The following is a 20309-nucleotide window of genomic DNA, read 5'->3' as shown; positions in this document are numbered from 1 at the left end:
GCTCAGACGTCCTCGACGTCGATGCTCTGGATGACGACGTCCTCGAGCGGCTTGTCACGGCCGTCCGTGGGCACGCCCTCGATCGCGTCGACGACCGCACGCGACTCGTCGTCCGCGACCTCGCCGAAGATGGTGTGCTTGCCCTGCAGCCAGGGGGTCGCCACCGTGGTGATGAAGAACTGCGACCCGTTCGTACCGCGGCCGCCCTGGATGCCGGCGTTCGCCATCGCGAAGATGTACGGGTTCTGGAAGGTGAGCTCCGGGGAGATCTCGTCGTCGAAGCGGTAGCCCGGGCCGCCGATGCCCTGACCGAGCGGGTCGCCGCCCTGGATCATGAAGTCCTTGATGATGCGGTGGAAGACAACACCGTCGTAGAGCTTGTCGGTGGACACCTTGCCGGTGCCCGGGTGCGTCCACTCCTGCTTGCCCGTCGCGAGGTCGACGAAGTTCTTGACGGTCTTCGGAGCGTGGTTGCCGAACAGGTTGACGCGGATGTCGCCCTTGTTCGTGTGGATCGTTGCGACAGCGGTGTGCAGAGACATGTTCCGATTCTCGCATGTACTGCTGAAGGTCAGACGGATCCCACAGGTGAGGCTCCGTGACCTGTCAGGGAGTCGGGTGGCAGGATGGGACCCACGCCGATCCGATGGAGGTACCAGATGACGACGATCGAGATCCCGCGCAAGCGTCGGAAGCAGATCAAGAAGCTCAAGGGCCAGACCGCCTCGCTCCTCGGCGAGCAGCGCAAGGTCCTCGAGCACGCGAACGCGATCCTGGCGGAAGCGCGTTCCAATGCGGCAGATGCCGCACGCAAGGACATCGCACCGCGGGTGCAGAACGCGATCGACAACGGCATCCGGCCGGCTGTCGCCACGGGTGTGCACGCCGCGACGAGCGCAGCACAGAACGCATCCCACCGTTTCCAGTCCGAGGTCGTCCCCGGCCTGGTCGCGACGGCGGGCTCGGTCTTGAGCGTGGGCGACCTCGCGAAGGACCCGCGCGTCAAGAAGATCGTGAAGAACGCCCAGAAGAAGGGCAAGAAGGCCAAGAAGGCTGCGGAGAAGTACGTGCCGCACCAGAAGAAGGGCATCGGCTTCGGCGGTGTCGCGCTCATCGTCGTCGGCGTGGTCGCCGTCGCGGGTGCCGCGTACGCCGCGTACCAGACGCTGCGCGCCGACGACGACCTGTGGGTCGCCGACGACGCTGACACGGCGGAGAAGCCTGCCGCCTGACCTCCCCGGTTCGTACGAAGGGCCCCGGCATCCGCCGGGGCCCTTCGTCGTCTCCGGTCGGGGCGTACGAGGTGGCACGAGGTCGCACGACTCGCCACTCACGTCCGCCGAGGTCGCAGGAAGTGCAGCCCGTGCGCCGGCCGAACGGCACTCCGTGGGACCTGGCGACCGGCGGGGGTGACGGCGCAACCATGTGACGGACTGGAGGCCCGTGGCGGCGCCGCCCCGCGCCTCCAGTCCGCCTTGGGGTCGCGTTCCATCCCATCGCGTCCGACATGGAAGGTCGTTCCGCGCAGAGGAGGCAGAAACTTCCTGCCTCCCACGAGCGTTCCTGCACCCCACGCGCGAAACGACCCACGCCCACGCCACGCACCGAAGCGCCCACGCCACGCACCGGAACGGCTGCGGAGAGGCGCCCATCGCGGAGCGGCGCGCCGAAGGCGCCGACGAACACGACGGCCGAAGGCCGGTGAGCCGAGGAACGAGCGAACAGCGTTCACCCTGAGGGAGTGGAGCCTAGGAGAATCGAACTCCTGACATCCTGCTTGCAAAGCAGGCGCTCTACCAACTGAGCTAAGGCCCCGAGGACTCCAGCGTACTGGAGCCGGTGGGAGATGGTGGGGCTACAAGGACTTGAACCTTGGACCTCTTCGTTATCAGCGAAGCGCTCTAACCGCCTGAGCTATAGCCCCTCAGACCGGATGAAAGCCTACCGTACCGATCCCGCAGAACGAAATCGAGGCGGTCGACCCATCCGGGCCGGGTGTGTCAGTTGTTCGTGAAGCCGACGAGCAGGCCGCCGGTGATCCGCACACTGAGGTTGTAGAGCACGCTCACGATGGCGCCGAGCACGGTGCCGACGACCACGTTGAGGATGCCCACGACGATGGAGAACCCGAGTACCTGGCCCAGCGAGAACTGGTCCATGATCGAGTAGTTGTTCTGTCCGGTGACGTCCTTCAGGAGCGAGTCGATCTCCCCGAAGACACCGGTCTGGTTCAGGATGACCCAGACGAGCGCCGTCGCGACGACGATCACGATGGACCCGGCCAGGGCGATGAGGAAGCTGAGCTTCACCATCGACCAGAAGTCGACGTAGACCAGTCGCAACCGCACCTGGCGGGTGCCGACGGGACGCTTCGCCTTCTTCTGGAGCTTCTCGGCGACACTACTCATTGCTTGACTGGTCCTCTCCGGCCTGGTCGTCGCCAGGCTCGGTGTCGATGGGATCAGTGGATTCCGGCGCTGCTTCAGCAGGGCACACCGTCTCCACCGGGCCCGCAGGCTCGATCTCGGCGTCGTCCTGGTCGTCCAGGTTCCGCTCTGTGTTCCGGGCCACCGCGATGATCCGGTCGTTCTCCGCGAACCTCGCGAAGACCACACCCATCGTGTCGCGACCCTTGGCGGGCACCTCGGACACGGCAGACCTTACCACCTTGCCCGATTGCAGCACGACGAGCACCTCGTCGTCCTCGCCCACGATGAGAGCACCCACAAGGTCGCCTCGATCGGCTGCCAGCTTGGCCACCTTGATGCCGAGTCCGCCACGGCCCTGCACGCGGTACTGGTCGACCGAGGTGCGCTTGGCGTAGCCGCCCTCCGTCATGACCCACACGTAGCCGTCGTCGGACACGACCCGCGCTGCGAGGAGCGCGTCGCCGTCGCGGAAGGACATGCCCTTCACGCCGGAGGTCGATCGACCCATGGGGCGCAGCGTGTCGTTCGTCGCGGTGAAGCGCAGCGACATGCCGTGCTTCGAGACGAGGAGCAGGTCGTCGTGCTCGTCGACGAGGAGCGCCTGCACGAGGGTGTCACCGTCACGCAGGTTGATGGCGATGATGCCGCCGGTGCGGTTGGTGTCGTACTCGGTCAGCGCCGTCTTCTTCACGAGGCCGTGCTCGGTGGCGAGCACGAGGTACTGCGCGGCCTCGTAGTCGCGGATGTCGAGCACCTGCTGGATCTTCTCGTCCGGCTGGAGCGCGAGCAGGTTCGCCACGTGCTGGCCCTTGGCGTCGCGGCTGGCTTCCTGCAGTTCGTACGCCTTGGCCCGGTAGACCCGGCCCTGGTCGGTGAGGAACAGGAGCCAGTGGTGCGTCGTCGTGACGAAGAAGTGCTCGACGATGTCGTCGGCGCGCAGCTGCGCACCCTTGACCCCGCGGCCACCGCGGTGCTGCGAGCGGTAGTTGTCGCTCCGCGTGCGCTTGACGTAGCCGCCGCGGGTGAGGGTGACGACCATCTCCTCTTCGGGGATGAGGTCCTCGATGGACATGTCGCCGTCGAAGCCGAGCAGGATCTCGCTGCGGCGGTCGTCGCCGAAGCGCTCCACGATCTCGTCGAGCTCCTCGCCGATGATCGTGCGCTGCCGGGTCTCCGAACCGAGGATGTCCTGGAAGTCGGCGATCTTGCGCTCGAGTTCCTCGGCCTCGTCGTGGATCTTCTGCCGCTCGAGGGCCGCGAGGCGACGGAGCTGCAGCTCGAGGATCGCGCGCGCCTGGATCTCGTCGACGGACAGCAGGTCCATCAGGCCGGTGCGGGCCTCTTCGACGTCGGGCGACCGGCGGATGAGCGCGATGACCTCGTCGAGGGCGTCGAGCGCGGCCAGGTACCCGCGGAGGATGTGGGCGCGCTTCTCGGCCTCGCGCAGACGGAACTGCGTGCGGCGGACGATGACGTCGATCTGGTGGTCGACCCACGCCGAGATGAACCCGTCGAGCGCGAGGGTGCGGGGCACGCCGTCGACGATCGCGAGCATGTTCGCGCCGAAGTTCTCCTGCAGCTGCGTGTGCTTGTACAGGTTGTTGAGCACGACCTTCGCGACGGCGTCGCGCTTGAGGACGATGACGAGGCGCTGCCCCGTGCGGCCGGAGGTCTCGTCACGGATGTCCGCGATGCCGGCGAGCTTGCCGTCCTTGACGCCCTCGGCGATGCGGATCGCGAGGTTGTCCGGGTTGACCTGGTACGGCAGCTCGGTGACGACGAGGCAGGTACGACCCTGGATCTCCTCGACGTTGACGACCGCACGCATCGTGATCGAGCCACGGCCGGTGCGGTAGGCGTCCTGGATGCCCTTGGTCCCGAGGATCTGCGCCCCGGTCGGGAAGTCCGGGCCCTTGATCCGCTGCATGAGCGCACCGAGGAGCTCCTCGCGCGTCGCGTCGGGGTGCTCGAGCGCCCACTTCGCGCCGGCGGCGACCTCGCGCAGGTTGTGCGGCGGGATGTTCGTGGCCATGCCGACCGCGATGCCGACGGACCCGTTGACGAGCAGGTTCGGGAACCGTGCCGGCAGGATCGCGGGCTCCTGCGTGCGGCCGTCGTAGTTGTCCTGGAAGTCGACGGTGTCCTCGTCGATGTCCCGGACCATCTCCATGGCGAGCGGCGCCATCTTGGTCTCGGTGTACCGCGGGGCCGCGGCGCCGTCGTTGCCCGGGGAACCGAAGTTGCCCTGGCCGAGTGCGAGCGGGTAGCGGAGCGACCACGGCTGCACGAGGCGGACGAGTGCGTCGTAGATAGCGGAGTCACCGTGCGGGTGGAACTGCCCCATGACGTCGCCGACGACGCGGGAACACTTCGAGAAGGCCCGGTCGGGGCGGTAGCCGCCGTCGAACATCGCGTAGATCACGCGGCGGTGCACCGGCTTCAGCCCGTCACGGACCTCCGGCAGGGCACGACCGACGATGACGGACATCGCGTAGTCGAGGTACGAGCGCTGCATCTCGAGCTGCAGGTCGACCTGCGAGATGCGGTCACCGGAGACGACGATGTCCCCGCTGTCGCCGTGGACGATCTCGGGCTGCTCGTCGGCGCCGTTCTCGTTGTCGTCAGCCATGTGGCTTCGTTCCCTTTCTGGACAGCCGGGAGGCTGTGGTTCACATCGTCGCGCCGGGCGCGACCACAGGTGGTCAGGACTGGTGCGCGCGGCTCACGCCGTGCCTCCAGGCCAGGATCAGATGTCCAAGAACCGGACGTCCTTCGCGTTCTGCTGGATGAACTGGCGACGGGACTCGACGTCCTCGCCCATCAGCGTCGCGAAGACGCTGTCCACCGCGGCGGCGTCCTCGAGCGTGACCTGCAGCAGCGTGCGGGTGTCCGGGTTCATCGTGGTGTCCCAGAGCTCCTTGTAGTCCATCTCGCCGAGACCCTTGTAGCGCTGGATCCCGTTGTCCTTCGGGATCCGCTTGCCGGCGGCGAGGCCGGCGGTCATCAGGGCGTCGCGCTCCCGGTCGCTGAACACGTACTCGTGCGCCGAGTTCGACCACTTCAGGCGGTACAACGGCGGCTGCGCGAGGTAGACGTAGCCGCGCTCGATGAGCGGCCGCATGTAGCGGAACAGCAGCGTGAGCAGCAGTGTCGTGATGTGCTGACCGTCGACGTCGGCATCCGCCATCAACACGATCTTGTGGTACCGGGCCTTGTCCGGGTCGAAGTCCTCGCCGATGCCGGCGCCGAACGCCGTGATCATCGACTGGATCTCCTGGTTGGCCAGGGCGCGGTCGAGGCGGGCCTTCTCGACGTTGAGGATCTTGCCGCGCAACGGCAGGATCGCCTGCGTCATCGGGTTGCGACCCTGCACGGCGGAACCGCCGGCGGAGTCACCCTCGACCATGAAGATCTCGGAGACCGTCGGGTCCTTCGACTGGCAGTCCTTGAGCTTGCCGGGCATGCCGCCCGACTCGAGGAGGCCCTTGCGTCGGGTGGTCTCACGCGCCTTGCGGGCGGCGAGCCGGGCCTGCGACGCCTGGATCGCCTTGCGCACGACGTCGCGGGCCTGCGTCGGGTTGCTCTCGAACCAGTGGGTGAGCTCGGTGCCGACGACGCGCTGCACGAAGCCCTTGGCCTCGGTGTTGCCGAGCTTCGTCTTCGTCTGGCCCTCGAACTGCGGCTCGCCGAGCTTCACGGAGATGACGGCCGTCAGCCCTTCGCGGATGTCGTCACCCGTGAGGTTGTCGTCCTTCTCCTTGATGATCTTCGCTTCACGCGCGTACTTGTTCACCAGGTACGTGAGCGCGGCGCGGAAGCCCTCTTCGTGGGTGCCGCCCTCGTGCGTGTTGATCGTGTTCGCGAAGGTGTGGACGCTCTCCTGGTAAGAGGTGTTCCACTGCATCGCGACCTCGAGCGCGATCTTGCGCTCCGGGTCCTCGGCCTCGAAGCCGATGACGTCCGGGTGCACCAGGTCGGCCTTCTTCTGGGCGTTGAGGTACTCGACGTAGTCGGCGAGCCCGCGCTCGTACAGGAAGGAGTCCTTGCGGGACTCTTCCCCTTCGTCCGGGGTGCGCTCGTCCTGCAGCGTGATCCGGAGGCCCTTGTTCAGGAACGCCATCTGCTGGAACCGCGTGCGGAGGGTCTCGTAGTCGAAGACGACGGTCTCGAAGATGTCGGCGTTCGGCCAGAACGTGATGGTGGTGCCGTGCCCGTCGTCCTCTTCGTCCTTGGACAGGGGCGCGACGGGAACGCCGTCGGTGTAGCTCTGGCGCCAGACGTGGCCCTGTTGCCGGACCTCGACGTCGAGCTCGGAGCTCAGCGCGTTGACGACCGACGAGCCGACGCCGTGCAGACCACCGGACACCGCGTACGCGCCGCCGCCGAACTTGCCGCCGGCGTGCAGCACGGTCAGGACGACCTGGACGGTCGAGACGCCCTCGGCAGCGTGGATCCCGACGGGGATGCCGCGGCCGTTGTCGACCACGCGGACGCCACCGTCTTCGCGGATGGTGACGTTGATCGTGTCGCAGTACCCGGCGAGTGCTTCGTCGACGGAGTTGTCGACGATCTCCTGCACGAGGTGGTGCAGACCGCGCGGCCCGGTCGACCCGATGTACATGCCCGGACGCTTCCGGACCGCTTCGAGTCCCTCGAGCACCTGGATCTGGTCTGCGCCGTACTCTGGATCGTTCTGCGGGGTCTGCTCGCTGGACGAGTTCAGTCGGTCGTCGTCAGATCCGGATGTCATTCGAGGGTGCTCCTGCCTGCGCGCGGAACACCCGCGCACTGCACCTCCCAGTCTACCGCAGGGACCCCGGATCCGAGGGCGGAATCCGCCCGTGGACGGCCTTTTTTCGTCCTCCCGGACGATTTCGTCGGCTCACCCGTAAGTGTCGCGAGGACCGCGCCCCTGGACCGTCCTGGGACCGCGTTTCCAGGTGGGGGCGTCGGGGCCCGAAACCCGGATCGACTGCACCCCTGCCTCCGGGTGCCGCTCGGCGATCGTCGTCGTGATGGTGCTCCGCATCAGTCGGAGCTGGGTCGCCCAGGCCGTCGAGTCGCACCGGATGACGAGTGCGCCGTCGTCGATCGTCATCGGCCGGGAGTGCTTCGCGAGCTCGTCCCCCACCACGGCCGGCCAGTCGACGAACAGCTCGGAGCGGGCGAGGGGTTCTGTCCAGCCGAGTTCCTGGGCCAACGACCCGACGATGTCGCCGAGTCCGGCGGGCTCGCGACCGCGGCCGTAGGGCACGGAGTCCGGGTCGAGTCCCTTCATGCGCCGGCGGCGCGCGTCGACGCCGCGCTTCGAGGGGTCGCCGAACACGGCACGGAGGTGCCGGTAGACCCGCGAGGGCTCGGTGGGCTTCACGGGTTTCGGCATCAGACGCCGGCCTCCGTCGGGTGGTCTCCCGTGCGCTCGGTCGGACTGGAGGCGCGGCTCGCCTCCGCCTCGTCGGTCACGATCGTGCCGGCCTCGATCCGCACGGTGTGCGCGGCCAACTGCTCGGGCACGTCGCCGAAGACCGCCGCGGTGATGAGCACCTGCTCGTAGTCCGCGACCGCTCCGGCCAGGCGCTCCCGACGGGACTCGTCGAGTTCGGCGAACACGTCGTCGAGGATGATGATCGGGTCGCCCAGGCTCGACTCGGCGCGCAGGATCGACGCACTGGCGAGCTGCACGGCGAGCGCGAACGACCACGACTCCCCGTGGCTGGCGTACCCGCGGGCGGGTAACCCGTTCAGCTGGAAGAGCACGTCGTCCCGGTGGGGCCCGACGAGCGTCAGGCCGCGGTCGAGCTCGTCACGCCGCCGTCGCTCGAGCGCGGCCCGGAACGCATCGGCGGCCGCCGCGATGGTGACCGGCTCGTCCGGTGTCCCGAGGACGGGATCCGTCGCTGCCGCGTCCTCCGGGTCGCCGCCGCGGACACTGAGCACGCCCGAGATCGACGCCTCGTGCCGTTCGCCGGCGACGGTCGCGTACGCCTCGGCCACGAACGGTGCGAGCCGCCGGGTGAGGTGGTCACGAGCAGCGATGATCTCGGAGCCGAACGCGACGAGCCGTTCGTCCCAGACGTCGAGCGTCGCGAGCGAACCCGCCTTCGCGCCCGTCGCCCGGGCGGACTTCAGCAGGGTGTTCCGCTGCCGGAGCGTCCGGTCGTAATCGGCGAGGACGCCCTGCATGCGCGGGGCGATCTGGCCGAGGAGTTCGTCGAGCATCCGGCGCCGACCGGCCGGTTCACCGCGGACGAGCGCGAGGTCCTCCGGAGCGAAGAGCACGCTCGTGCAGTACCGCGGGAGCTCGCGCGGCTTGATGGCGGACCGGTTCACCTGTGCACGGTTCGCGCCGGTGCGGTTGATCTGCACCTCGGCGAGGATGCTGCGGTCCTCGTGGGCGAGCCGAGCGCGGACGATCGCGGCGTCGCAGCCCTGCCGGACGAGTGCGGCGTCCGTCGGGACCCGGTGCGAGCCGAGCGTCGACAGGTAACCGATCGCCTCGACGAGGTTGGTCTTGCCCTGTCCGTTCCGTCCGACGAACAGGTTCGGCCCGCGTGCGAGGTCGACCTCGGCCTCCCGGTAGTTCCGGAAGTCCGTCAGTTGCAGGTGGTCGACGTGCACGCGGGCCGAGACGAGCTCAGGTGGTTACCTGAGCTACGCCTTCTTGACGGCGTGGCCGCCGAACTGGTTGCGGAGCGCCGCGACGGCCTTCATCGTCGGGGACTCGCTGCCCTGACGCGAGACGAAGCGGGCGAACATCGCCGCGGAGAGCGCGGGCATCGGCACCGCGAGCTCGATCGCCTCTTCGAGGGTCCAGCGACCCTCGCCCGAGTCGTCGACGTAGCCCTCGAGCTCGTCGAGCTTCGGGTCCTCGTTGATGGCGAGGACGAGGAGGTCGAGCAGCCAGGAGCGGACGACCGTGCCACGCTGCCAACCGGCGAAGACCGCCGGGACGTCGTGGACGATGTCCTTGGCCTCGAGGAGCTCGTAGCCCTCGCCGTACGCCTGCATGATCGCGTACTCGATGCCGTTGTGGACCATCTTCGCGTAGTGACCCGCGCCGACGCCGCCGGCGTGCGAGAAGCCCTCTTCGCGGGGGCCCTCGGGACGGAGTGCGTCGAAGACGGGCATGGCGAACTCGACGTCCTCGGGGGCGCCGCCCACCATGAGGCCGTAGCCGTTGTCCTTGCCCCAGACGCCACCGGAGACACCGGCGTCCATGTAGCGGATGCCCTTGGCGTCGAGCTGCTTGGCGTGCACCTCGTCGTCGAGCCACTTCGAGTTGCCGCCGTCGATCACGAGGTCGCCCTCGCTCAGGACGTTCGACAGGTCGGTGATCACGTCGTCGGTGATCTTGCCGTGCGGGACCATGACCCACACGAGCTTCTTGCCCTCGGGGAGCGCCGCGGCGAGTGCGCCGAGGTCGGCGACGTCCGAGACGGCGGGGTTCGCGTCGTAGCCGGTGACCTCGATGCCTGCGTTGCGGAGACGGGCACGCATGTTGTTGCCCATGCGACCGAGGCCGACAAGACCGATGTGCATGATTTCCTCTTCTGTTCGTCGTCGCGCTGATGCAGGGGTGGCGCGTCAGCGCAGTGTTCGGCTGTTGCGCTTACCGCAGCAGGAGATTGGGCTGCAGCAGGTACCGGTATCCGTCCGTCGCCGGGGCCTCTTGCGAGGTCTGTCCGGTGATGAGCACCGGACCCGGCTTGTTGGGGTTCTCCGTCTTGGTGAAGGAGATCCGGACGAACTCGGAGTGCACCGCGTTCAACCCGTCCAGGAGGAAGGCGGGCTTCAGCGAGACCACCGTTTCCTCCCCGGTCAGCAACGCACTGATCGACTCTGACGCCTGCGCTTGTTCGGAACCGATCGCTTCGAGCGTGAGCCCGTCGACCGTGAAGGAGAACCGGAGCGCGGCTTCGCGCTCCAGGACGAGGGAGACCCGTCGGACCGCCTCGACCAGTTCCGCGGTGTTGATCACCGCGTGGTCCTGGACGGTCTCGGGGAAGAGCCGGCGGACCGGCGGGTAGTTGCCCTTGATGAGCAACGAGGTGACGGTCTTGTCGTCGGCGTGGAACGCGATGAGTTCGCGGTCCGACGAACCGCTGATCGAGACCGACACCGTGGACGCCGAGCCGAAGGTGCGGCCGACCTCCTGCAGGGTGCGGGCCGGCACGAGTGCGTGCAGCGGGTCCGAACCGACGCGGCCGGAGTCCCACGCGATCGTGCGAACGGCGACGCGGTAGCGGTCCGTGGCGATGAGCGAGAGGTCGTTGTCACCGACCTCGAGCTGCACGCCGGTGATCACCGGGGTGACGTCGTCGCGGCTGGCGGCGACGGCGACCTGGGAGACGGCCTCGGAGAACGCGTCGCCGGGGATGACGCCGGTCTGCGCACCGATCTCCGGGAGCGTCGGGTACTCCTCGACGGGCATGGACAGCAGCGTGAAGTGCGCCGACCCGCAGGTGACCGAGATCTTCGAGTCCTCGGTGGTGAACGTGACCGGCGCGTTCGGCAGGCGGCTCGCGATGTCGTTCAGCAGGCGGCCGGAGACGAGCACCGTGCCCGGGTCGTCGATCTGCGCGGCGATGGACGTCTGCGCCGAGACCTCGTAGTCGAACGACGAGAGCGTGAGTCGGTCGCCGTCGGCGTGGATGAGGACGCCCGAGAGGATCGGGAGGGTCGTGCGCTGTGGGAGGAGCTTCACCGCGAAGGAGACGGCTTCGGAGAAGACGTCCCGGTTGACCTCGAACTTCACAGCTGGAACCCCTGTCGATCGGTTGGACTGTCCGGCCGCCCCATTGTGGCACAGCCCGACCCGACCCGGATTTCTTGTCATCCCGCCGTCCACAAGGTTGGCCCGCTGAGATCAATCGTTAACCAGAAGTAATGGTGTTAACGCCTGTGCACACTGTGGATAACCCTGTTAACACCGCTTGTCCACAGGGAACTACACACGTGTGAGTTGTGAGCGGTGTGTGGGGGACCTCTGGATGAGTGAATCTCATCTATCCACTTCCATCCCCAGTCTCCACAGGTGACCCCTCCGCTGTGAACAACCGACCGGCGTGTCCTCCACAGTTATCCACAGGCTTTCCACACTGTGTGAAGTCCGGCGCATGGAACCGTCTCAGATGGTGGATGCGCTCGGAGGCAGGCCGATCTGACGGTCGTCAGTCGTGCCTCCAAGCCGCCGGCGCGACCATCTGCCGATGCGAGCCGCTCGACTCGGCCGATCCGCGATCAGCGGTAGCGGCGGTCCTGCTTGATCCGGCTGGTGAGTTCGGTGACCTGGTTGTAGATCGACCGTCGCTCCTTCATCAGCTCGGTGATCTTCTTGTTCGCGTACATCACGGTGGTGTGGTCGCGGTTGCCGAACAGCTGCCCGATCTTCGGCAGGGACAGGCTCGTGAGCTCGCGGCAGAGGTACATCGCGATCTGTCGCGCCGTGGCGATCGCCTGCGAGCGGGACGAGCCGTAGAGGTCGTCGACGGAGAGCTTGAAGTACTCCGCGGTGTGGTTGATGATGTCCGTCGGCGCGACCACGTTGTCGTCGTCGAGGGTGATCAGGTCCTTCAGGACGGTCTGCACGAGTGCCATGTCGACGGCCGTGCGGTTGAGGCTCGCGAACGCGGTGACGCGGATGAGTGTCCCCTCGAGCTCGCGGATGTTGCTCGACACCTTCGACGCCATGAACTCGAGGATGTCGTCCGGCACCTGCAGGTGGTCGGACTGCGCCTTCTTGCGGAGGATCGCGATGCGCGTCTCGAGCTCCGGCGCCTGCACGTCCGTGATGAGGCCCCACTCGAAGCGCGAGCGCATCCGGTCCTCGAACCCCGTGAGGTGCTTCGGCGCGACGTCCGACGTGATGACGACCTGCTTGTTGTGGTCGTGCAGCGTGTTGAACGTGTGGAAGAACGCTTCCTGCGTCGAGTCCTTGCCCTGCAGGAACTGGATGTCGTCGATCAGCAGGATGTCGATGTCGCGGTAGCGCTGCTGGAACTGGTTCGACCGGTTGTTCGCGATCGAGTTGATGAAGTCGTTCGTGAACTCCTCGCTGGACACGTACCGGACCCGGATCCCCGGGTAGAGGCTCTCGGCGTAGTGGCCGATCGCGTGCAGGAGGTGGGTCTTGCCGAGGCCGGAGTCCCCGTAGATGAAGAGGGGGTTGTAGGCCTTGGCCGGCGCCTCGGCGACAGCGACCGCGGCCGCGTGGGCGAAGCGGTTCGACGAGCCGATGACGAAGTTGTCGAAGTTGTACTTGGGGTTGAGCCGGGACTCGGGGCGACCGCTGGTACCAGGGGCGTCGATCTGGCTCGGGACGAAGGGTGCCTCGATGTACTGCCGTGGCGCCGCACTCTGCTCGACGGGCTCCTGCACGGGCTCGGCGTACTCGGGTACGTGGCTCGGGACCGTGGTGTCGACCCGCGGCTCGGAGGCCATGTCCGGGTTCACCGTGATGGCGAAGTTCGCGACGGTGTCGTCGCCGATGCGCGAGACCGCTTCGGTGATGGGGATCCGGATGCGCTGTTCGAGCATGCCGCGGGTGAGGTCGTTCGGGACCTCGAGGTAGAGCGTCCCGGCGAGCACGCCCTTCGGCTCGACCAGGTTGAGGAAGCCGTGGAGCTGCGGGGTGATGCGGTCGTCCTCCGAGAGGAGTCCGAGGACGGATGACCAGAGGTCCTCGACGGGGTCGGCCGGCATCGTCATGTCGCGCTCGTCTCCAGGTCTCGTGTGCGGTGTTGGGCGTTCCGTGGCTCGGGGCCGCCCGGTGTGCCGGGACAGCGTCGACCGTCGGATCGTCCTGGCGGGTCGTCGTGTGCCCGGGTGGCTTCTTCGACGGCCCGGACCGCGTGTCGTCCCGCGTGGTGGTCCACAGGGTTGTCCACAGTGTTCTCCACGACCGCCGCGGGTGGCTGGTCGAGGAGACTCCCCCGTCCTGCCGGGCCACAGGCGGATCGATCACACCACTGTAAAGGACCGGGGCGCGTCGTACCGAACGCACGTTTTCCCCAATGTGGATAATGATCGTGCGGACGGCACCGGTGGAGGCGCCTCCGTGCGGGGTTTGACCTGCTCGCCGCTGTCACGTACCGTTAACCAGTTGACTGCGGCCGTTCGGTCGCGCCCATCTGCGTCGTCCGGCACCGGACGACTACGCATACGTGACGACTCGCGTCGGGGTTCCCCCAGCGCAGCCGTAGTGGAGACCATCATGAGCAAGCGCACCTTCCAGCCGAACAACCGTCGTCGTGCCAAGAAGCACGGCTTCCGTGCCCGCATGCGCACCCGTGCCGGCCGCGCCATCCTCGCCGCGCGCCGTTCCAAGGGCCGCACCGAGCTCAGCGCCTGAACGAGTCGCGCCTGATCGGGCACCCCGTCCGGTCTCGTCCGGACACCTGGTAGCGATCGTGTTGGCCCGCGCCAACCGCATCGTCCGTGGTGACGACTACCGGTCCGTCGTGCGTCGTGGTCGCAGGAGCGCCACGGCGCACGCCGTCGTATCGGTGGTCCGTCGCACCACGGACGACGCGTCGAGTGGTGTCGGTCCGACCCGCTTCGGGTTCATCGTCGCCAAGACGGTGGGCAACGCCGTGACCCGGAACCTGATCAGGCGTCGCCTCAAGGCGATCGCGCACGGCCTCCTCGCGGACATCCCCGTCGGGTACGACGTGGTGGTCCGCGCACTGCCAGCCGCTGCGCAGGCCGGATGGCCTACCCTGCTCGAAGACGTCACGCGCTCCTGTGCGCGTGGTGTGGAGAAGGCAGCAGCATGAACCGCAACCTCTGGACCCGGCTCGCCTGGGTCGTCGCGTTGCTCCCGCGCAACGCGTGCGTGGTCGTGCTGCGCGCGTACCGGGCCGTGATCTCACCGCTCTACGGCAACGTCTGCCGGTACCACCCCTCGTGCTCCAGGTACGCCCTCGAAGCCATCCAGCAGTACGGCGTCGTCCGCGGATCGGCGATGGGCGCGTGGCGCATCGCACGGTGCAACCCCTGGGCAGCCGGGGGCATCGACGACGTCCGTGCACGGCGTCGCCCCTACGACGTCAACCGGTTCGGGTTCGTGCTCGCGCCGACCCAGCAGCAGCCGCAGCCCGCGGTCGGGAACCTCCGCCCGGTCCTGCTCCCCCAGCGCACTCGAAAGGCGTGACCGTCCCCATGGACCTCATCGGTACGATCCTCTGGCCGCTCAAATGGGTGGTCTCGGCCATCCTCGTCGGATTCCACTGGGTCTTCGAGAACCTCGGCATGGACCCCGGCGCGGGCATCACCTGGGTCCTCTCCATCATCTTCCTGACGTTCGTGGTCCGCGCCGCGCTCATCCCGATCTTCGTGCGCCAGATCAAGTCGCAGCGCCGCATGCTCGAGGTGGCCCCGCAGCTCAAGAAGATCCAGGACAAGTACAAGGGCAAGAAGGACCAGTTCTCGCGTGAGGCCATGAGCCGCGAGACCATGGCGCTGTACAAGGAGACCGGGACGAACCCGCTGAGCTCCTGCCTGCCGCTGCTGATCCAGATGCCGATCTTCTTCTCGCTGTACTCGGTGCTGCACGAGGCGCAGATCAACAAGACCGGCATCGGCCTGCTGACGAACGACCTCGCCGCGTCGTTCGGCAACGCGTCGCTGTTCGGCGCTCCCCTGCACGAGACGTTCACGAACGCCTCCGGCTGGGAGGTCCGTGCGATCGCCGGCTTCATGATCGTCGTGATGACCGCCTCGCAGTTCATCACCCAGCTGCAGCTCGTCGCCAAGAACATGTCGCCGGAGACCAAGGCGTCCCCGATGTACCGCCAGCAGAAGATGATGCTGTACATCCTCCCGCTGGTCTTCGTGATCTCGGGTCTCTCGTTCCCCCTCGGCGTCATGTTCTACTGGCTCGCCTCCAACATCTGGACGATGGCGCAGCAGTACTTCGTCATCCGCAGCATGCCGACTCCTGGTTCCGAGGCCGCGCTCGCGCGTGAGGCTCGTCTCGCGAAGAAGGCACAGCGTCGCGGCTCCGCCACCCCGGTGCTCGCCGAGGCCGGTGCCGGTGCCGGCGCCGCCGAGATCGAGGCCGTGCGCGTCACCACGCAGCGTCAGCAGCCGGTCGGCAAGAACCGCTCCAAGAAGAACGGCAAGAAGTAAGTGACCGAGCAGGACATCGCCCCCGTGACCGAGGTCGTCGAGGACGACGACACCCGTGACGAGGCGGACATCGCCGCGGACTACATCGAGGAGCTCCTCGACATCTGCGACCTCGACGGCGACATCGAGATCGAGGAGCGCGCCGGGCGCGTGTACCTCTCGGTGACGGACGAGGGCAGCGCGCTCCGTGTGCTGTCGAAGCCGGACACCGTGTCGGCACTGCAGGAGCTCACCCGGATCGCCGTGCAGGCGGAGACGGGCGAGTTCAGCCGGCTCATCCTCGACGTCGGTGGGTCCCGCGACGCTCGTGCGTCCGAGCTGCAGCGGCTCGTGGACACCGCCGTCGAGCGCATCGAGGCAGGTTCGACCTCCGCAGCGCTCCCCCCGATGTCCTCCTACGAGCGCAAGCTCGTGCACGACCTCGTCGCGGAGAAGGGTTTCCACTCCGAGTCCGAGGGTGAGGGTCGGGACCGCCACACCGTCGTCACCCGATGACGGAGCAGGCCCCCGTCCTCGAGGCAGAGCCGGCGGCGGCAGCGACCCTGTTCGGTGAACGCGTCGATGTGGCGCGTTCGTTCACGAACGAGCTCGCTCGTCGAGGCGAGGAGCTGGGCCTGATCGGCCCACTCGAACTCCCACGGCTCTGGACGCGACACATCCTCAATTCTGCGGTGCTGGCACCCCTCCTGGAGGCGCGTGGCCGCGTCGCGGACGTCGGCTCCGGTGCTGGACTGCCCGGCCTGGTGCTCGCCATCGCCCGCCCCGACGTGCACCTCACGCTCATCGAGCCGATGGAGCGTCGAGTCGATTGGCTCACGTCGGAGGCGGAGCGCCTCGGTCTCGACAACGTCGACGTCGTGCGTGCCCGTGCTGAGGACGTGGCTGATGACATCGTCGTCGACCAGGTCACGGCGCGTGCAGTCAGCGCACTCTCGAAGCTGATCCCACTGACGGTGCCACTCGTTCGTTCCGGCGGTCAGCTCATCCTGATGAAGGGTGCGCGCGTCGACGAGGAGATCGAGAAGGCTCGGAAGGTCATCCTCCGCAAGCGCCTCACAGACGTCGAGGTGCTCGAGCTCGGAGTCGGTGTGGTCGAGGAGACCACCCGGGTCTTCCGGGCTACAGTTGACTGACGCTGCGGCTCGGGCCGGTTCATCCGGCCGCCAGTGGCTCCGCGTTCCACGTGAAACACCGAACCGGGGAAGAGGCACTCGTTGAGTTCATCGACCGATTACGACGCGTCGACGCCGCTCGCGCGTGAGATCGCCGACCTGAACCGTCGTCGTCGCGCGATCGCGACGCAGCAGTTCCCACTGCCATCCAAGACGCGGGTTTTCACGGTCTCGAACCAGAAGGGTGGCGTCGGGAAGACGACCACCACGGTCAACCTCGCGGCCGCGTTGGCGCACGGCGGGGCCAGGGTGCTGGTCATCGACCTCGACCCTCAGGGCAACGCGTCGACGGCGCTCGGTGTGAACCACCAGGCGGAGGTCGCGAGCATCTACGACGTCATCGTCGACGAGGCTCCGATCGCCGACACCGTCCAGCGCTCCCCCGAGTCGGACACGCTGTGGTGTGTGCCGGCGACGATCCACCTGGCCGGCGCAGAGATCGAGCTCGTCTCCCTGGTCGCCCGCGAGCAGCGGCTACGGACTGCCCTCGATCAGTACCTCGAGTCACTCGACGAGCCTTACCACTACGTCTTCATCGACTGCCCGCCCTCGCTGGGGCTCCTGACCATCAACGCGTTCGTCGCGGCGCAGGAGGTCCTCATCCCGATCCAGTGCGAGTACTACGCGCTCGAGGGTCTCAGCCAGCTGCTGCGCAACATCGAGCTGATCGAGCGGCACCTGAACCCGAACTTGCGCGTCTCGACCATCCTGCTGACCATGTACGACAGCCGGACCAACTTGTCGAACCAGGTCGCGGCGGACGTGCGGGAGCACTTCGGAGGCCAGGTCCTCGAGGCCGTGATCCCCCGTTCCGTCCGCGTCAGCGAGGCACCGAGCTACGGGCAGAGCGTGGTCGCCTACGACATCAACTCAACCGGATCGCTCTCCTACCTGGAGGCAGCGGCGGAGATCGCAGCACGAGGAGCACAGGACTGATGGCACCGAAGCGAACCGGGCTCGGCCGAGGCATCGGCGCCCTCATCCCGACGGCCACCGAGCAGCAGGAGCGTCCGGTCGACGTCTTCTTCCCGACCGGTGGGTCTCCGTCGTCGGCGCCCACGGCGGAGGAACTCGTCGCCGTGCCCGGAGCCCGCCTGGCGAACCTGAACCCGCTCGACGTGGTCCCGAACGCGCACCAGCCGCGCAAGGAGTTCCGCGAGGAGGAACTCCAGGAGCTCGTCCACTCGATCCGTGAGATCGGCGTCCTGCAGCCCATCGTCGTTCGCCCGATCGCGGGAGCCACGGGTTCTGAGCCGCAGTACGAGCTGATCATGGGTGAGCGGCGACTCCGCGCCACGAAGGAGCTCGGCCTCAGTACGATCCCCGCGATCGTCAAGGACACCCCGGACGACGCAATGCTCCGGGACGCGCTGCTCGAGAACCTGCACCGTGCGAACCTCAACCCGCTCGAAGAGGCCTCCGCCTACCAGCAGCTCCTCGCGGACTTCGGCATCACGCAGGAGCAGCTGGCGCAGCGGATCGGTCGCTCTCGTCCGCAGATCACCAACACGATCCGCCTGCTCCGCCTCCCCTCCCCCGTGCAGCGTCGCGTCGCCGCGGGTGTGCTGTCTGCCGGTCATGCCCGTGCGATCCTCGCCGCGCCAGATGCGGAGGCGATGGAGTACCTCGCTGAGAAGATCGTGAACGAGGACCTCTCCGTGCGGGCTACGGAGGCGATCGCCCAGCAGCTGTCGGTGAAGGCTCCGGTGAAGCCCAAGGCGGAGCCGTCGAAGCGTCAGGTGCACTTCAACGATCTGGCCGAGCGGCTCGGCGATCGGCTGAACACGCGGGTGAAGATCGCCGTCGGTGCACGCAAGAGTTCCGTCACGATCGACTTCGCCAACGGTGACGACCTCAATCGGATCCTCGGCGAACTGGGCATTCAGGACGTCGCCGACTGACGGAACGTCGCCCGCTGGCGCTGTACGGCGCTGTACGCCCTTCTCCGCCGATCCCGGGGTGCTCCTGGCCTCTGGGGTAGGGTGGCCCGAGATCAGTCCCACAGCGGCGCCCGAGGGGCTGATTGTGCGGTCGGCCCGGGATGCACGGATAGGTTCCCGGCAAGTTCCACGTGGAACATTCGATGTGATTGCGCGATTACGCGGGTGCATCGTTCCGTGATCGGACTCCGCCGCACTCGCCGTTCGGCGGGACATTCTCGCGAGCCGCTCGTTCGGAGCGGTGGACGACTGACGCCCCCGGGTGTGGCCGCTTCACCCTCTCGTGGGGCCTCTGAGCTGCGGCACGGGGACCAGCAGGGCTGCTGATGTGGTCAGCTCGAACATCGTCGATGTCCAGCCGTGGGCGGGCTAAGACGTGTCTCCTCGTGGCCGGCCCGCTCGTGGGCATCGAGTACGTTGGGGCTGTGGATTGGCGTGAAGACCGCATCGGTGCGGCACACCGTGGGGAAAACCCGACCGTACTTGCGGAGCTTGCTGGCGGCTTCGCGGTCATCGGCGATGCGCAATTTCTGCCGGGGTACTGCGTGCTTCTCGGGAAGGATCCGTCAGTGACCGCCCTCGCCGAAATGCCGCGGGCTGACCGAGTGCAGTTCCTCGCTGATGCCGACCTCCTTGCCACGGCTGTCGAGCGCGCATGCCGGGCGATCGATCCGCGATTCCGACGGGTGAACGTTGACGTGCTCGGGAACGCGGACGCGTTCGTTCACGCGCACATCTGGCCGCGTTACGAGTGGGAGCCGCCGCCGTTGATGACCCGTCCCGTCTGGCTCTACGAGCCCGAGCGGTGGCGAGACCCGCAGACCGCGCTCGGCACCGAACACGCGGACCTGCGTGAACGCATCACGGCTGAGCTCGGCGTCCTGGCGAACGAGGACACGGTGCGCATCAGCGGATGATGCCATCCGGGTTGCGACTCCATCCGACGACGGGATGGAACACGACCGGGGCGCGGGAGACCATCACCAGCTCTCGATCACGTTGCAGTTCTTGTCGGAGGCGGTGCCGTAGGTGACCGGTCTGCCGCCGCGGAAGCCGTGACGTCAGCGGTGTCGACGTTCCACGTGGAACACCGCTCGCAGCTTGGTGATTCCAACGGCGGCGAAGACCGGCTTCAATATTGTCATCTCACCGACCCGGTAGTCGTCAGCGGCGACCAGCCGACCGCGGAGATCCGGCCGCTGTCGGGCGAGGTACACACGGGCCTTCGCGGCGTGGAGTCCATTCGATGCGAAAGCGACCCATTCGAAGCCTTCGACGAGCGGGAGGACGTTGCGGACATTCTCCCAGGTCGACGAGCTGTGCGGTTCGACGAGGACGTCACCGCCCCAGCGCAGTCGCTCCACGATGTACGTGCGAAGCAACACCGCCTCCGGGACAGACCCGTGGACGGCTCCCCCACTGCAGATGATCGTAGCCGTCGCTCCGACGAGCTCGGCGCGCCGGGCCGTCCGAATGGCGATGCGAGCTCGCCACCGGTTGACTGCATTCGCCCGGGTCGAACGATTGCCGAACCCGAGGACGACGATGGCTCCCCGGCTTCCTGCGGGTGGCTCCGGGAGTCGTCGGGCCGCTCGCTCGACGGCGCCGTGCACCCACTCGCCCCATGTGAGCGCCGTCGC

Annotated in this window: 20 protein-coding genes and 2 tRNA genes; 10 read left to right on the top strand and 12 right to left on the bottom strand. The window is 67.5% G+C overall.

Annotated features, from left to right (window positions below; all coding sequences use genetic code 11):
• Positions 1-2: 2 nt before the first annotated feature.
• Positions 3-542 carry a peptidylprolyl isomerase gene (locus ABIC61_RS04650; RefSeq protein ID WP_144753917.1) on the bottom strand — a complete coding sequence of 180 codons (540 nt, stop codon included), beginning with the start codon at positions 540-542 and terminating at the stop codon, positions 3-5.
• A gap of 117 nt (positions 543-659) precedes the next feature.
• Here ABIC61_RS04650 and ABIC61_RS04645 point away from each other — a divergent pair, with 117 nt between their 5' ends.
• Entirely contained in the window at positions 660-1232 is a 573-nt protein-coding gene (locus ABIC61_RS04645; RefSeq protein ID WP_144753914.1) for a hypothetical protein, read from the top strand.
• Positions 1233-1742: 510 nt separating this feature from the next.
• On the opposite strand, the gene ABIC61_RS04640 is transcribed toward ABIC61_RS04645, so the two are convergent.
• The 10 genes from ABIC61_RS04640 to dnaA all read right to left on the bottom strand — a co-directional run bounded on the left by ABIC61_RS04640 (position 1743) and on the right by dnaA (position 13136).
• A tRNA-Ala gene (locus ABIC61_RS04640) sits at positions 1743-1815 on the bottom strand.
• A 32-nt stretch (positions 1816-1847) separates the two neighbouring features.
• Positions 1848-1924: transfer RNA gene (locus tag ABIC61_RS04635), tRNA-Ile, on the bottom strand.
• 76 nt (positions 1925-2000) lie between these two features.
• Positions 2001-2408 carry a DUF3566 domain-containing protein gene (locus ABIC61_RS04630; RefSeq protein ID WP_071291657.1) on the bottom strand — a complete coding sequence of 136 codons (408 nt, stop codon included), beginning with the start codon at positions 2406-2408 and terminating at the stop codon, positions 2001-2003.
• Positions 2401-5058, bottom strand: coding sequence for a DNA gyrase subunit A (gene gyrA / locus ABIC61_RS04625; RefSeq protein WP_354028966.1), 2658 nt, complete (start codon positions 5056-5058; stop codon positions 2401-2403). Before gyrA ends, ABIC61_RS04630 begins: the two co-directional genes overlap by 8 nt.
• 117 nt (positions 5059-5175) lie before the next feature.
• Positions 5176-7179, bottom strand: coding sequence for a DNA topoisomerase (ATP-hydrolyzing) subunit B (gyrB, locus tag ABIC61_RS04620; RefSeq protein WP_354028965.1), 2004 nt, complete (start codon positions 7177-7179; stop codon positions 5176-5178).
• A 132-nt stretch (positions 7180-7311) separates the two neighbouring features.
• Entirely contained in the window at positions 7312-7812 is a 501-nt protein-coding gene (locus ABIC61_RS04615) for a DciA family protein (protein ID WP_354028964.1), read from the bottom strand.
• Positions 7812-9047: a DNA replication/repair protein RecF gene (gene recF / locus ABIC61_RS04610; protein WP_354028963.1), complete on the bottom strand. Its 1236-nt coding sequence runs from the start codon at positions 9045-9047 to the stop codon at positions 7812-7814. Before recF ends, ABIC61_RS04615 begins: the two co-directional genes overlap by 1 nt.
• Positions 9048-9080: 33 nt before the next feature.
• Positions 9081-9968: a phosphogluconate dehydrogenase (NAD(+)-dependent, decarboxylating) gene (gnd, locus tag ABIC61_RS04605; RefSeq protein WP_099051919.1), complete on the bottom strand. Its 888-nt coding sequence runs from the start codon at positions 9966-9968 to the stop codon at positions 9081-9083.
• A 70-nt stretch (positions 9969-10038) separates the two neighbouring features.
• Positions 10039-11184: a DNA polymerase III subunit beta gene (dnaN, locus tag ABIC61_RS04600; RefSeq protein ID WP_097181437.1), complete on the bottom strand. Its 1146-nt coding sequence runs from the start codon at positions 11182-11184 to the stop codon at positions 10039-10041.
• Positions 11185-11669: 485 nt separating this feature from the next.
• The gene (dnaA, locus tag ABIC61_RS04595; RefSeq protein WP_502908782.1) at positions 11670-13136 is read right to left on the bottom strand and encodes a chromosomal replication initiator protein DnaA; all 1467 of its coding nucleotides are present in this window, start codon (positions 13134-13136) and stop codon (positions 11670-11672) included.
• A gap of 505 nt (positions 13137-13641) precedes the next feature.
• Between dnaA and rpmH the strand changes: the two genes are divergently transcribed.
• The 9 genes from rpmH to ABIC61_RS04550 all read left to right on the top strand — a co-directional run bounded on the left by rpmH (position 13642) and on the right by ABIC61_RS04550 (position 19586).
• Positions 13642-13779 (top strand): 50S ribosomal protein L34, encoded by a 138-nt coding sequence (gene rpmH / locus ABIC61_RS04590; protein WP_019181680.1) that lies wholly within the window; start codon positions 13642-13644, stop codon positions 13777-13779.
• A gap of 58 nt (positions 13780-13837) precedes the next feature.
• Positions 13838-14203: a ribonuclease P protein component gene (rnpA, locus tag ABIC61_RS04585; RefSeq protein ID WP_144753902.1), complete on the top strand. Its 366-nt coding sequence runs from the start codon at positions 13838-13840 to the stop codon at positions 14201-14203.
• Positions 14200-14580 (top strand): membrane protein insertion efficiency factor YidD, encoded by a 381-nt coding sequence (gene yidD / locus ABIC61_RS04580; protein ID WP_144753899.1) that lies wholly within the window; start codon positions 14200-14202, stop codon positions 14578-14580. Before rnpA ends, yidD begins: the two co-directional genes overlap by 4 nt.
• 8 nt (positions 14581-14588) lie before the next feature.
• Complete coding sequence (yidC, locus tag ABIC61_RS04575) at positions 14589-15557, top strand: membrane protein insertase YidC (protein ID WP_079239101.1); 969 nt, start codon at positions 14589-14591, stop codon at positions 15555-15557.
• Positions 15558-16052: a Jag family protein gene (locus tag ABIC61_RS04570; protein ID WP_144753897.1), complete on the top strand. Its 495-nt coding sequence runs from the start codon at positions 15558-15560 to the stop codon at positions 16050-16052.
• Positions 16049-16690, top strand: coding sequence for a 16S rRNA (guanine(527)-N(7))-methyltransferase RsmG (rsmG, locus tag ABIC61_RS04565; protein ID WP_354028962.1), 642 nt, complete (start codon positions 16049-16051; stop codon positions 16688-16690). Before ABIC61_RS04570 ends, rsmG begins: the two co-directional genes overlap by 4 nt.
• Positions 16691-16771: 81 nt before the next feature.
• Positions 16772-17665 (top strand): ParA family protein, encoded by an 894-nt coding sequence (locus ABIC61_RS04560; protein ID WP_144753891.1) that lies wholly within the window; start codon positions 16772-16774, stop codon positions 17663-17665.
• Entirely contained in the window at positions 17665-18630 is a 966-nt protein-coding gene (locus tag ABIC61_RS04555; protein ID WP_354028961.1) for a ParB/RepB/Spo0J family partition protein, read from the top strand. The genes ABIC61_RS04560 and ABIC61_RS04555 overlap by 1 nt, the downstream gene beginning before the upstream one ends.
• 464 nt (positions 18631-19094) lie before the next feature.
• Complete coding sequence (locus tag ABIC61_RS04550) at positions 19095-19586, top strand: HIT family protein (RefSeq protein WP_354028960.1); 492 nt, start codon at positions 19095-19097, stop codon at positions 19584-19586.
• 144 nt (positions 19587-19730) lie between these two features.
• Here ABIC61_RS04550 and ABIC61_RS04545 read toward each other — a convergent pair whose 3' ends face one another.
• The gene (locus tag ABIC61_RS04545; protein WP_354028959.1) at positions 19731-20282 is read right to left on the bottom strand and encodes a YdcF family protein; all 552 of its coding nucleotides are present in this window, start codon (positions 20280-20282) and stop codon (positions 19731-19733) included.
• Positions 20283-20309: the final 27 nt, after the last annotated feature.

Source organism: Curtobacterium sp. 1544 (assembly GCF_040544915.1).
Classification (GTDB): Bacteria; Actinomycetota; Actinomycetes; order Actinomycetales; family Microbacteriaceae; genus Curtobacterium; species Curtobacterium pusillum_C.
The sequence above is the reverse complement of the archived record's forward strand: the minus strand, read 5'-3'. Positions and strand labels throughout refer to the sequence as shown.